Source organism: Euzebya sp. (assembly GCF_964222135.1).
In the GTDB taxonomy this organism is placed as follows: Bacteria; Actinomycetota; Nitriliruptoria; order Euzebyales; family Euzebyaceae; genus Euzebya.
The window spans coordinates 1-11,475 of sequence record NZ_CAXQBR010000040.1; the positions used below are offsets into that span (position 1 = coordinate 1).

The window sequence follows — 11,475 nt, forward strand, 5'->3', positions numbered from 1 at the left end:
CGTCGCCGCGGTCGCGGTCGCCGACCACCCCCGCGGCGACGCCCAGCACGCCGCTCGCGAGGAGCAGCAGGCCGACCAGCACCCCGTCGGGGATGCGGGCCCAGAAGTCCCAGGTGACGGCGACCACGCCGATCACCGTCGTCGATCCGCCGCCCCAGCCGAGGACCTCGGCGGTGCTCGGCAGGCGCGACCGGCGCGGCGGTCCCGCCTGCCAGGGAGGTGCGGGGGGAGGCGGGGGGAGGGGGCCGTGGGCGGTCGGTGGGCGGTGCGTGGGCGGTGCGTGGTCCATGCGCTCCACGATGGCCACGCCCCCGCCCGGGCGGATCCGGGAGCGCCCCGGACCTGCCCCCCACCGGCCCTGAGGACGTCTCGGGGTCGGTCAGGCCTCGCCGGTCAGGTGCTTCATCGCTTCGCGGATCGACAGGGGGCTGAGGGTGTCGGCGTGCGCCGCGACGAACCGCTTCACCGCGTACGGGTCGGTCCTCGCGTGCTGGCGGAGCGCCCAGCCGATGGCCTTGCGGATGAAGATGTCGCCGTCGTTCGCGCGCTGCAGGCAGTAGGTGAACAGCCGCTCGACGTCGGTGTCCTCCTTCGCGGCGAGCTGGAACAAGAGGGCGGTGCGGACCACCCACAGGTTGTCCGCGGTGACCCAGCTGTCCATGGCCTCGACCATCCCGTGCGCGCGCACGAACGGGCCGATCACCCCGCCCGCCAGGGCGTCCACGGTGTCCCACCACGACTTGGTGACCACGAGCTCCCGGCTGATCTCGAGGAACGGCGGGTCCAACCGCCGGTGGTGGCGCCGCAGGTAGTCGACGGCGAAGTACTGGTACTCCCGCTCGCGCCGCCCCCAGCAGTCGCGGGCGACCTTGACCAGGTAGTGGTGCGTCGGCCGTGAGGGCGCCTTCGCCGTGACGGCGCGGTCGATCGCGCGGCGCTGCTTCGCCTGGATCCCGATGAAGGGGAACTGCCCGCGCATGTACGCCGACATCGCCTCGGCCGCCTCGGCATCGGCGTGCTCGCGGTAGGCCTCGGCCAGCTCGGCCACCAGCTCTGCAGGACTCATCGGTCCCGGACCGTACCCGCTCTCGCCGGGGACGGCGTTCCGGCATGCTGCGGGAGTGACCGCCACGCACCTCCACCTCCTGCTCATGCGCCACGCCGACGCCGCCCCCGGGGCTCCGGGCACCCCCGACGCGCTGCGTCCCCTCACCGACGAGGGCCGTCGCCGCGCCCGCGAGCGCGCGGATGTCGTGGTCGGGTTCGCCCCCGACCTCGTGCTGTGCTCGTCGGCCCGCCGGGCGACGGAGACGCTCGAGGCCGTCGGCGACATCGGTGGCGCGGTCGAGGTCGACGACCGCATCTACGAGGCCACCGCGGCCAGCCTCCTCCTGCGCCTGGCCGAGCTGGGTCCAGACGTCCGGCGGGTGGCCGTGATCGGCCACCTCCCGACCATCGGGCAGCTCGCCGACGGCCTAGCGGGGGACGGGTCGGCGGTGGCCTTCGCACCCGCGGCGATCGCGGTGCTCCGCGCCCCCGGCCCGTGGTCGGCCCTGCGCGCGGGGTGCGCCACGGTGGTGGGCTACCGGCCCTGACCGGGGTGGTCCCCGCCGACCGCCCGCGCCGCGACGCGGACCGCCTCGGCGAGCTGGTGGGAGACCGACGCCCCCCGGGTCCGGGCGTGGAGGAGCCCGGCGGTGAACGCGTCGCCGGCGCCCACCGGGTCGACGGCACGGGTGCCGCACGGGTGCGCGTCGACGACCTCCGACTGGACGCCGTCGGACCAGACCGCCCCGTCGGCCCCGCAGGTGACCACCGCCTCGCCCACCCGTCCGGCGAGAGCCGCCGCCGCCCGCAGCGGGTCGTCCACACCCGCCAGCAGCGCGGCCTCGTCGGTGTTGGGGGTCAGCAGGACGCCGGGTGGCAGCCAGGAGAGGAACCGCTCGACCCCCACGGCGGCGAGCGGCTCGCGGGACGCCGGATCGACGCTGATCGAGACCCCTGCCGCGGCCGCATCGGACAAGGCGCGCCGCGCCGCGGCGCGGGTGCCCTCGCCGAGCAGCGCGTAGCCGCTGAGGTGGAGGTGGCGGACGCCGTCCAGCCAACCGGTGCCGAGGTCCTCGGGTGACAGGCGGCCGGCGGCACCGCGGCTGGTGTACATGTCGCGATCCGACGGGCTGGTGATCGCGACGACCGTGCCGGTCGGGGCGTCGGCGTCGACGGCGAAGCGGCAGTCCACGCCGGCCTCACCGAGCACCTCGGCGAGCGCGCGACCGGCCAGGTCGGCCCCGACCCGGCCCACGAGGCGGACGGGCGCGCCCACGGCGGCGAGCCACGCCGCCGTGTTCGCCGCCGCGCCGCCCCGGCGCCAGGTGATCGACGACGCCGTGTCGCTGCCCCGAGCCGTGGCCGTCGACGGGGCCACGACCACGTCGACGAGCACGTCACCGACGACGGCGATCACCCCGCCCTCCCCCCTCTCTCACCCCGGGTGCCGCCGCGGCGAGCCCTCACCGGCTGCTCGGGCGGCCGGCGAGCTCGACCGCCAGCTCGGCGGCGAGCGCCGCGTTCCGCTCGACGACGGCGATGTTGACCCGCAGGCTCTCGCCGTGGGTCGCGTCGTGGAAGTGCTCGAGCAGGAACGGGGTCACGTCCTTGCCCGTGATGCGGCGGCTCTGCAGCAGCGCGAGGCCCGAGTGCAGCACCCGGTCGTGGGTGGTGGGGTCCAGTTGGTCAGCCTCCGGGATGGGGTTGGCGAGGACCATCGCGCGCTCGTCGAGGACCAGCCCGCGGTTGGCCTCCACCACGTCGGCGACGGCCGGGACGCTGTCGAGCGACCAGTCGACGGGGTGGCCCGAGCTGTGCAGGTAGAAGCCCGGGAAGTCCTCGGTGCGGTAGCCGATGACCGGGACGCCCAGGGTCTCGAGCCGCTCCAGGGTGGCCGGCACGTCGAGGATCGACTTCACCCCCGCGCAGACGACGACGACCGGGGTGCGGGCCAGGGCGGCCAGGTCGGCGGACTCGTCCCACGACTCCCGCGCCTCGCGGTGGACGCCGCCCAGGCCACCGGTCGCGAAGACGCCGATCCCGGCGAGCGCGGCCAGGTGCGCGGTGGAGGCGACGGTCGTCGCGCCGGTGCGCCCGGTGGCGACTGCCACGCCGAGGTCCCGGGTGCTCAGCTTCACCACGTCGTCGTCGGTGGCGACCCGCTTGAGGGCGTCGGCGTCGAGTCCCACGCGGGGCTGGCCGTCGACGACCGCGATGGTCGCCGGCACCGCACCGGCGTCGCGGACGATCGACTCGAGGCGGCCGGCCACCTCGAGGTTGTCCCCACGGGGCAGGCCGTGGGCGATCAGCGTCGACTCGAGGGCGACGACCCCCCGCCCCTCGGCGAGCGCGGTCGCGACCTCGTCGGTCAGCTGCAGCCGGGTCACCGGAGCACCCCCTCGACGGTGGCGCCGGCGTCGCGCATGCGGTCGAGCGCGCGGTCGCCGTCCCCCTCGGCCAGGTCGACGGCAGCGGTCGCGTCGGCGAGCACGGTGACCTCGAAGCCGAGTCGGCGGGCGTCCTCGACGGTGGCCGCCACGCAGACGTCGGTGGCGATGCCGACGACGACGACGTGATGGACGTCGCCCTCCCGCAACAGCCGCTCCAGCTCGGTGGCGTGCTCCTCCCCGGACGCCGGGTCGCGGACGCTGAACCCGGAGTAGCCGTCGCCCCCGTCGACCCCCTTCCGCACGACCGGGCCGGACACGGGGACCGCCTCGTGCAGCGCCGCGCCCCAGGTGTCGGCGACGCAGTGGACCGGCCAGGTCCCCCCGTCGACGTCGAAGTGCGGGGTCCGCGGGGGGTGCCAGTCAGCGGTGTGGATCACGGGCACGCCGGCGTCGCGGGCGGTCGCGACCTCCTCGGCGACGCGGGCGACGGCGTGCTCGGCACCCCGCACGTACAACGACCCGTCGGGGTGGGCGAAGTCGTTCTGGACGTCCACGACGACCAGTGCGGTCCCCTCGGCGTAGCGCCCCCCGGCGTGGTGCTGGTCGGTGTCGCGCATGTCGGCTCCTCCTCGGCTCGCAGCTCGCTCCGGTCAGCTGCCGGAGCGACCCAGTCTGCCGACCCCTGCCAGCAGCAGCCGGGTCGCGCTGCGCGGCATCGCGCCCGACAGGGCCGCGGCCGCCTTCCAGCCGACGCCGGGCACCACCACCGCCTTGTTCTCCGCCACGCCGTCGATGCCGGCCCGGGCGACGCCCTCCGGTGACAGCAGCAGCTGGCGGGGAAGGCGCCGTGCGGCCGCGTCGCGCTGCACCATCGGGGTGTCGACGAAGCCGGGGCAGAGGGCGGTGACGTGGATGCCGCTGCCGGCGTTCTCGAGGCGGATCGACTCGCTGAAGCTCGTCTCGTACGCCTTGCACGCCATGTACGTCGCCGAGCCGGGCATGGGCTGGAACCCACCCATCGACGAGACGTTCAGGATCCCGCCGCCGCCGCCGCGGGCTCGCATGGCCGTCAGGGCGGCGTGGGTCAGCTGCATCATGACGCGGATGTGGATCTGGACCTGGGCGAGCTCGCGGTCGAGGTCGAGGCGGTCGAAGCGCCCGCCGTTCCCGAACCCGGCGTTGTTGACGAGCAGGTCGATGGCGGGGTCGACCCCCAGCCGCTCGACCACCCGGCGCACGTCGGTGTCGTCGAGCAGGTCGGCGGTCATCACCTCGACCTCGACGTCGAGCTCGTCGGCCAGCGCGGACAGCCGGTCGGTGGACCGGGCGACGACGACGAGGTCGACGCCGTCGGCGGCCAGCTCGGTCGCGATGGCACGACCGATCCCGGAGGACGCGCCGGTCACCAGCGCGCGGCGGTAGGGGCTGGACATCGGGGGACCTCCGTGAGGTGGGGGTGGTGGGTGCACTACGCTGCCAGACACGCCGGGGGAGCCCATCGGCTGAGAGTGCACCGCCCGTCACCGGGGCGGGAGCAGACCCCACGAACCTGATCCGGTTGATGCCGGCGGAGGGAGTGCGCACCGTGCTCGACGCGACCGCGGGGACCGCTGTCGTCCTCGTCACCCTCGGGGCGTTCGTCGCTCTCGGCCTGGCGGTCGGACGTGACACCGACGCCGAGACGTACACGACCGCCCGGGACTCCCAGGGGCCCGTGACCCTCGGCCTGTCGTTCCTCGCCGCCGGGATGGGGGCGTGGATCCTGTTCGCCCCGCCGGAGGTGGGCGCAGCGGTGGGGCTGGTGGGCCTGCTCGGCTACGCCGTCGGGGCGGCCGCACCGGTCGCGCTGTTCGCGGTGCTCGGCAGCCGCATCCGGCGCGCGGTGCCCCGCGGGCACTCGCTGGGCGAGTTCGTCCGGTTGCGGTACGGACGCGGGTTCGCGGCGGTCGTGTCGGTCGTCAGCGTCGCGTACATGGGCATCTACGTGGCTGCGGAGCTGACCGCCGTGGCTGGCGTGACCGGTCTGGTGGCCGGCGTCGACGCCCGCCTGACCGTCGTCGCCGTGGCGGCCGCGACGCTCGCCTACACCACGTGGGGTGGCCTCCGCGCCTCGCTGGTCACCGACCGGTGGCAGTCGGGGATGATCATCGCGCTGCTGGCCGTCGGGTTCGTGGCCGTCGTCAGCTCGGTGGACGACGCCGGCGCGGCGCTGACCGGCAGCGGGCTGCTCGGCGTCGACCGTCCCGGCGTCGAGGTCGCCGTGACCCTCGTCATCGCCGTCACCGCCGCGAACATGTTCCACCAGGGCTACTGGCAGCGGGTGTGGGCGGCGGCGGACGCCCGGGCGCTCAGCCGTGGCGCGGGTCTCGGCATCGCCCTGACCGTGCCGGTGATCGTGGTCGTGGGGCTCTTCGGCGTCCTGGCCGCCGGCAGCGGGCAGGGGCTCGACGTCTCCCCCGTGCCGTTCTTCGCGCTGACCAGCGGGCTGTCGACGGCGGTGGGAGGTGTCGTCCTGGTGCTCGGCACGGCTCTGGTCGCGTCGTCGGTCGACACCCTCGAGACGGGGCTGACGTCGCTCGTGGCCGGGGAGCTGGCGTCGCCGCGGCTGGCGACGGCGCGCCTGATCACCGTCGCGGTCATGGTGCCGGCGGTGGTCGTCGCGGTGCAGGGCCACAGCGTGCTGCGGCTGCTGCTGGTCGCCGACCTCCTCTGCGCCGCCGTCGTCGTCCCGCTGCTGGCCGGGCTGTGGTCCCGGGCCACCGCCGCCGGCGCGGTCGCCGGGGCCGCGGCGGGGCTGGCGGGGGCCCTGCTGCCCGACCTCGTCGCGACCGGCTCGGTGGTCGCCGCCCTCGAGCGGGCCACCTTCCCCGAGGCGGTGTCGACCCTGCCGCCCTTCGCCGGGGCCCTGGCCTCCTCTGCGGTCGTGACGGTCGTCGTGTCGCTGCTCGGGGGTCGGCGCGTCGAGGTGGCTGATCTGCACCGCCCCTCCCGGGCGGTGTGACCCGCGGGGTGTCAGCCCTCGGCCGGGGGGTTGCCCGCCGGTCCGGCCGCCCGCACGCGCTCGACGGCCTCGAAGGCGACGCGGAGCTCTGACAGCCACTCCTCCTCGTTCGCCGCCACCAGCCGGACGCACCACGCGAGCGCGTCGCTGCGGCTGCGGGCGACCCCGGCGTCGATCAGCGTGTCGAGGACGCGCCGCTCGTCCAACCGCAGCCGCGTCATCGCCGGGACGCTGAGGGTGGTGAAGAGGTGCTCGGTGGGTCCGCAGACCGCGCCCCAGCTGACCTTGCGCCCGAACCGGCGCTCGGCAGCCGAGGCGATCTGCATCCGCCGCTCCCGCGTGGTCTCGCGGAACCGGGCGATGCAGGCGCCGTCAGGCTCGTCGGCGACGGGCTTGAGGCGTCCGACGACCAGGATCTCGTCCTTGTCGCAGCGCACCTCGACGTCCTCGAACCACCCCCTCGGCAGGTGCTCGGTGATCCAGTCGGCGATGTCGGCGCGCTCGGGCACGGGGGGACCCTAGCGCCCGACGCACAACGCCGAGAGGGAGAGAAGGAGTTGCAGATCTCGGTGATGGGCGTATATTTATCTGCGTCCATCAGGCTCAGGTTTCCAGACACATGAAAGGGAGGTCCGTGATGGCACTCGTCCGCTTCGACCCCTTCGCCGAGCTCGCCGCCCTGCAGCGTGAGCTCACCCGCTCCACGACCGACGACGCCGTCGCCCCGGCCGTCGACATCATCCGCACCGACGAGGCGTTCCTCGTCCGCATGGACGTGCCCGGCGTGGCACAGGACAGCGTGGACGTGACCCTCGAGGACGGGCGCCTGATGATCAGCGCCGAGCGTCCCGAGGACCCCAAGGCCGAGGGCGCCACGTGGGTCCGCCGCGAGCGTCGCCACGGCGCGTTCGCCCGGTCCTTCACGATGCCCGACGGCGTCGACCCCGACATGATCACCGCCCACCTGGAGAACGGCGTGCTCGAGGTCCGCGTCCCGCACGCGCCGGAGCGCAAGCCGCGCCAGATCCCCGTCTCCATCACCGCCTGACCAGTGGATCCAGCGACCGGACGCGGTCGCTGCGAGACGACCCCCCGACTCTCCCTCGGGGGGTCGTCGGCGTCCGGAGGCGTGGCGGTACGGTGCGCCGAGATGCCCGCCCCCGTCCCACCCGCCCCGCTCGACGACCTGAGGGCCGCGGCGATCGCGCAGGCGCGGCTCGCCGCGGCCCACGACGACGTCCCCGTCGGCGCCGTGGTGGCGCGGGGAGGGGAGGTCATCGCCGTCGGCCGCAACCGCCGCGAGCTCGACCAAGACCCGACGGCCCACGCAGAGGTCCTGGCCCTGCGCGGCGCGGCGGCGGCGATCGGCAACTGGCACCTCGACGGCTGCGACCTCGTCGTGACGCTCGAGCCCTGCACGATGTGCGCGGGCGCGATCGCCCTGTCCCGGATCGACCGCGTCGTGTACGGCGCCGCGGACCCGAAGGCCGGGGTCGCCCGGTCGGTCCTCCGCCTCGTCGACGAGGGCCCGCACAACCACCGGCCCGAGGTCGTCGCCGGCGTCCGGGCCGAGGAGTGCGGCCGACTCCTGACCGACTTCTTCGCCGCGCGACGGGCCGGGCGACGCCCCGGACGCCGGCGCCCGGACGCCGCCGACGGGATGTGAACGCCGGAGGCGAGCGGGTACCATGCCGCCTCCCGGTGGAGTCGCATAGTCCGGCCTAGTGCGCTCGCCTCGAAAGCGAGTAGGGGTGCAAGCTCCTCGAGGGTTCGAATCCCTCCTCCACCACCAGCCTGGGCGGGGGCCTCGATGCTGACCGGACCTCGGCGGCGGCGCCCGCGGATCTGTGCGCACGGTTGCCGTCCGGGTCCTCAAGCGGCGCCCCCCCCGGCCGATGTGAAGGCCGTGTCCAGACCTGTCCCCGGCGAGGAGGTGAGCGCGCTGCCCGAGATCGGCGTCCTGCGGCCGAAGGATCCCGCGGTGCCCCCCGACACCGGTCGCCGGCGGATCGGGGCGACGGCCCTGCCGTACAGCCGCGCCCGCCACTTCGACCGGATCCTCGAGACGCGGGCGGTGGACCCGCAGTACCAGCCGATCGTGGACCTCGGGACCCGCGAGGTCGTGGCCTACGAGGCCCTCAGCCGCGGGCCGAAGGGCACGCCCCTCGAGCGCCCGGACCTGCTGTTCGGCACCGCCCGCGACATGGGCATGGTCCGCGAGCTCGACTGGGTCTGCCGCGCACGCGCGATGGAGGGGGCCATCCGAGCCGGCATGGGCAGCGACCTGACGCTGTTCGTGAACGTCGAGCCGGACGTCGCCGCCACGCGCGCCCCCGACGACCTCATCCTGATCATGAAGCAGGCCGAGCAGGACCTCCGGGTCGTCCTCGAGGTCACCGAGCGCGCGCTGCTGCAGCGCCCCGCGGAGCTGCTCCACTGGCTGAGCTGGGCGCGGGAGCGCTGGTGGGGCGTGGCGCTCGACGACGTCGGCGCCGACCCGGCGTCCCTCGCGCTGATGCCGTTCGTCAACCCCGACGTGATCAAGCTCGACTTCGTCTACGTCCGCAAGGAGGTCCTCGACGACGACGACCTGCGGATGATCAGCGCGGTCCGCGAGCACGCCGACCGGACCGGGGCGACCATCCTGGCCGAGGGCATCGAGACCGCCGCCCACGTCGAGCGCGCCCGCGAGCTCGGGGCCTCCCTCGGCCAGGGGTGGTACTTCGGGCGCCCGTCGGCGCTGCCCTCGCGGCTGCCGTCCCCACGCCGTGCCGTCCCGCTCCTGCCGGCCAGCGAGCCGGTCGACGCGTCGAGCCCGTGGGACATCGTCGAGCCGGTCGCCGAGGAGCGGCAGAGCCTCGGCGAGGCCCGCGCCCGCCGCATCTTCGCCCGGGTCGAGCAGAGCGCCCTGCTGAGCCGCGAGGCCCCGGTCGTGCTCGGCTGCTTCCCACCCGCGCCGGGCCCCTGGGGCCACCCGGACCGCCACTTCGAGAAGATCAGCGACCGGGCGGCCTTCTGCGGCGCCATCGGCGTCGACATGGCGAACCGGGTCCGTCCGGGGTGGCAGTCGGCCAGCCTCACGCGCGGTGAGGAGATGGCCGACGAGTGGTGCGTCGTCGTCATCGGCGCCCACCACGCCGAGGTCGCCGTCGCCTTCGACGCCGGTGAGGTCGATGCCGACGGGCACCGCCTCCTCGACGTGATCACGACGCGGGACCGCCGCGCGGTCTCCCGGGTGGCCGAGCTGCTCATGCGCAAGCTCGCCATGCCCGCCGTGGGGGTGGACGGCCGGCTCGTCGAACGCGTGGTGTAGCGCCCGTGGGCCTCCACTACCTGCTGCTCCACTACGACGTGCCGGTCGTCGGCGACGCGGGCGCGTGGCGCGTGACCGTCGACGGGGCGGTGTCGCGGCCGCTCGAGCTGTCCCTCGACGACCTGCGGGCCCGCCCGCAGGTGACGGTCCCGGTCGCGCTCGAGTGCGCCGGCAACGGGCGCGCCCGCTACAGCCCGCGCGCGCTGAGCCAGCCGTGGCTGGTCGAGGCGGTCGGCACGGGGGAGTGGACCGGTACCCGGCTCGCGTCGCTGCTGGCCGACGCCGGCCCCTCCGACGCGGCGGTCGAGGTCGTCTTCACCGGCGCGGACCGGGGCGTGGAGGGAGGGGAGGCGCAGCACTACCGGCGCAGCCTCACGCTGGACCTGGCGACCGCGGACGAGGTCCTGGTCGTCTGGGGCCTGAACGGCGGCGACCTCCCGCCCCAGCACGGCTTCCCGCTCCGCCTGCTGGTCCCCGGCTGGTACGGCATGGCGAGCGTCAAGTGGCTCCGGCGCATCGAGGTCGTGACCGAGCCCTTCACCGGCTACCAGCAGGCCCGCGCGAACCGGATGCGCCAGCACCCCGACGACCCTGGCATCGACCGGATCGTGGTGCGCAGCCCGGTCGCGCCGCCCGGCATCCCCGACTTCATGACCCGCCGGCGCGTCGTGGACGCCCACCGCCCCTGCCCGGTGGAGGGACGGGCCTGGTCCGGTCACGGGCCGATCACCCGCGTCGAGGTGACCACCGACGGCGGGACGACCTGGGCCGACGCGGGCGGTGCACCCCGCGCCGGGACCGCACGCCTGGCACCGGTTCACCTGGACCTGGGAGGACCCGGCCCCCGGCGAGCACCGGCTCGGCAGCCGCGCCACCGACGCGAGCGGGGACGTCCAACCCCTCGAGCCGCGCTGGAACCTGGGCGGCTACGCCGGCACCCACGTCCACCTCGTCGAGATGACGGTCCCCGCGTGACGTGCCGTGGGGCTGCCGGGCCCTGAGCGGAGTCGGAGGGATTCGAACCCTCGAGGGCGTTGCCACCCTACGGCCATTCCAAGACCGCGCCATAGGCCAGACTAGGCGACGACTCCCGGTGACGGTCGGACCTGTCCGGACCGTCGAGCACGGCAGTATAGCGGTCGTCCCGGCCCTCCCCACCCGGCCCTCCACCCGGCCCGGGCGACCGACACCCGATGCCCTCCACCTCACCACCGCCCTCGACGGCTGACGGGCCGCCACGTCGCCGGCTGCAGCGCTGGCTGCTGGTCGCCGCCGTCGCGCTCGGCGTCCTCGTCCTGGCCCAGGCCCCCCTCCCGGCCTACGTGCAGCGCCCCGGTCCGGCGATCGCCCTGGCCGACGCGATCGAGCTGCCGGACCCCGACCCGGTCGACGGCGACTTCCTGTTCCTCACGATCCGACTCGACGACGCCACCACCTGGTCGGCGCTCGCCGCCGGCTTCGACGGCGACGCCCACGTCGTCAGCCGGGACGCGATCCTCGGCGGCGCCAGCGAGGCGGACTTCGTCGCCGAGCAGACGGCGCTCTTCGAGTCCGCCGAGCGGACCGCGGTGGCCGTCGGGCTCGCGGCAGCCGGCAGCGACGTCGACCCCGACGCGGTGGACATCCGCGCGGAGGGCGTCGGCGGACCGGCCGCCGGCCTCCGCGGGGCGCTCGCGGTGGCCGGCCTCGCCACGACCGCCGACCGCGCCGGCGGTCGGGTGGTC

Annotated in this window: 13 protein-coding genes, 2 tRNA genes, 1 pseudogene and 1 riboswitch; of the genes and pseudogenes, 8 read left to right on the forward strand and 8 right to left on the reverse strand. The window is 75.2% G+C overall.

What is annotated here, in order from left to right:
* A pseudogene (locus tag ACEQ2X_RS09485) lies at window positions 1–289 on the reverse strand (hypothetical protein); the annotation flags it as partial.
* A gap of 90 nt (window positions 290–379) precedes the next feature.
* A complete protein-coding gene (locus ACEQ2X_RS09490; protein ID WP_370325568.1) occupies window positions 380–1,066 on the reverse strand; it encodes a DNA alkylation repair protein in 687 nt (228 codons plus the stop codon).
* A gap of 55 nt (window positions 1,067–1,121) precedes the next feature.
* On the opposite strand from ACEQ2X_RS09490, the gene ACEQ2X_RS09495 reads away from it, so the two are divergent.
* Window positions 1,122–1,595 (forward strand): histidine phosphatase family protein, encoded by a 474-nt coding sequence (locus ACEQ2X_RS09495; protein WP_370325569.1) that lies wholly within the window; start codon window positions 1,122–1,124, stop codon window positions 1,593–1,595.
* On the opposite strand, the gene ACEQ2X_RS09500 is transcribed toward ACEQ2X_RS09495, so the two are convergent.
* Genes ACEQ2X_RS09500 through ACEQ2X_RS09515 form a run of 4 tightly spaced genes read right to left on the reverse strand, consistent with a single transcriptional unit; the run spans window position 1,583 to window position 4,870 of the window.
* The gene (locus ACEQ2X_RS09500; RefSeq protein ID WP_370325570.1) at window positions 1,583–2,464 is read right to left on the reverse strand and encodes a carbohydrate kinase family protein; all 882 of its coding nucleotides are present in this window, start codon (window positions 2,462–2,464) and stop codon (window positions 1,583–1,585) included. The genes ACEQ2X_RS09495 and ACEQ2X_RS09500 overlap by 13 nt on opposite strands.
* Before the next feature lie 46 nt (window positions 2,465–2,510).
* A complete protein-coding gene (locus ACEQ2X_RS09505) occupies window positions 2,511–3,434 on the reverse strand; it encodes a pseudouridine-5'-phosphate glycosidase (RefSeq protein WP_370325571.1) in 924 nt (307 codons plus the stop codon).
* Window positions 3,431–4,054, reverse strand: a complete 624-nt coding sequence (locus ACEQ2X_RS09510) for a cysteine hydrolase family protein (RefSeq protein ID WP_370325572.1) — start codon at window positions 4,052–4,054, stop codon at window positions 3,431–3,433. The genes ACEQ2X_RS09505 and ACEQ2X_RS09510 overlap by 4 nt, the downstream gene beginning before the upstream one ends.
* Before the next feature lie 33 nt (window positions 4,055–4,087).
* A complete protein-coding gene (locus tag ACEQ2X_RS09515; protein ID WP_370325573.1) occupies window positions 4,088–4,870 on the reverse strand; it encodes an SDR family NAD(P)-dependent oxidoreductase in 783 nt (260 codons plus the stop codon).
* Between the two features lie 44 nt (window positions 4,871–4,914).
* A riboswitch (TPP riboswitch) is annotated at window positions 4,915–5,031 on the forward strand.
* On the opposite strand from ACEQ2X_RS09515, the gene ACEQ2X_RS09520 reads away from it, so the two are divergent.
* Window positions 4,999–6,438, forward strand: coding sequence for a sodium:solute symporter (locus ACEQ2X_RS09520; RefSeq protein ID WP_370325574.1), 1,440 nt, complete (start codon window positions 4,999–5,001; stop codon window positions 6,436–6,438). Its footprint overlaps the riboswitch before it by 33 nt.
* Before the next feature lie 11 nt (window positions 6,439–6,449).
* Here ACEQ2X_RS09520 and ACEQ2X_RS09525 read toward each other — a convergent pair whose 3' ends face one another.
* Window positions 6,450–6,947, reverse strand: coding sequence for a hypothetical protein (locus tag ACEQ2X_RS09525; RefSeq protein WP_370325575.1), 498 nt, complete (start codon window positions 6,945–6,947; stop codon window positions 6,450–6,452).
* Between the two features lie 128 nt (window positions 6,948–7,075).
* On the opposite strand from ACEQ2X_RS09525, the gene ACEQ2X_RS09530 reads away from it, so the two are divergent.
* The 5 genes from ACEQ2X_RS09530 to ACEQ2X_RS09550 all read left to right on the forward strand — a co-directional run bounded on the left by ACEQ2X_RS09530 (window position 7,076) and on the right by ACEQ2X_RS09550 (window position 10,752).
* Window positions 7,076–7,486, forward strand: coding sequence for an Hsp20/alpha crystallin family protein (locus tag ACEQ2X_RS09530; RefSeq protein WP_370325576.1), 411 nt, complete (start codon window positions 7,076–7,078; stop codon window positions 7,484–7,486).
* A 102-nt stretch (window positions 7,487–7,588) separates the two neighbouring features.
* Window positions 7,589–8,104, forward strand: a complete 516-nt coding sequence (locus ACEQ2X_RS09535) for a nucleoside deaminase (protein ID WP_370325577.1) — start codon at window positions 7,589–7,591, stop codon at window positions 8,102–8,104.
* 34 nt (window positions 8,105–8,138) lie between these two features.
* A tRNA-Ser gene (locus tag ACEQ2X_RS09540) sits at window positions 8,139–8,230 on the forward strand.
* A 114-nt stretch (window positions 8,231–8,344) separates the two neighbouring features.
* Complete coding sequence (locus tag ACEQ2X_RS09545; RefSeq protein ID WP_370325578.1) at window positions 8,345–9,751, forward strand: EAL domain-containing protein; 1,407 nt, start codon at window positions 8,345–8,347, stop codon at window positions 9,749–9,751.
* A 5-nt stretch (window positions 9,752–9,756) separates the two neighbouring features.
* Window positions 9,757–10,752, forward strand: coding sequence for a molybdopterin-dependent oxidoreductase (locus ACEQ2X_RS09550; protein ID WP_370325579.1), 996 nt, complete (start codon window positions 9,757–9,759; stop codon window positions 10,750–10,752).
* Window position 10,753: 1 nt separating this feature from the next.
* Here the strand turns inward: ACEQ2X_RS09550 and ACEQ2X_RS09555 are convergent.
* A tRNA-Ser gene (locus ACEQ2X_RS09555) sits at window positions 10,754–10,842 on the reverse strand.
* A 102-nt stretch (window positions 10,843–10,944) separates the two neighbouring features.
* Here ACEQ2X_RS09555 and ACEQ2X_RS09560 point away from each other — a divergent pair.
* A partial coding sequence (locus ACEQ2X_RS09560; protein ID WP_370325580.1) for a hypothetical protein occupies window positions 10,945–11,475 on the forward strand: 531 nt, incomplete at its 3' end.

Excerpts from the sequence above, each read along its gene's own strand:
- ACEQ2X_RS09490 (WP_370325568.1), bottom strand. The coding sequence starts at position 1,066 with ATGAGTCCTGCAGAGCTGGTGGCCGAGCTGGCCGAGGCCTACCGCGAG.
- ACEQ2X_RS09510 (WP_370325572.1), bottom strand. The coding sequence starts at position 4,054 with ATGCGCGACACCGACCAGCACCACGCCGGGGGGCGCTACGCCGAGGGG.
- ACEQ2X_RS09515 (WP_370325573.1), bottom strand. The coding sequence starts at position 4,870 with ATGTCCAGCCCCTACCGCCGCGCGCTGGTGACCGGCGCGTCCTCCGGG.
- ACEQ2X_RS09520 (WP_370325574.1), top strand. The coding sequence starts at position 4,999 with ATGCCGGCGGAGGGAGTGCGCACCGTGCTCGACGCGACCGCGGGGACC.
- ACEQ2X_RS09530 (WP_370325576.1), top strand. The coding sequence starts at position 7,076 with ATGGCACTCGTCCGCTTCGACCCCTTCGCCGAGCTCGCCGCCCTGCAG.
- ACEQ2X_RS09535 (WP_370325577.1), top strand. The coding sequence starts at position 7,589 with ATGCCCGCCCCCGTCCCACCCGCCCCGCTCGACGACCTGAGGGCCGCG.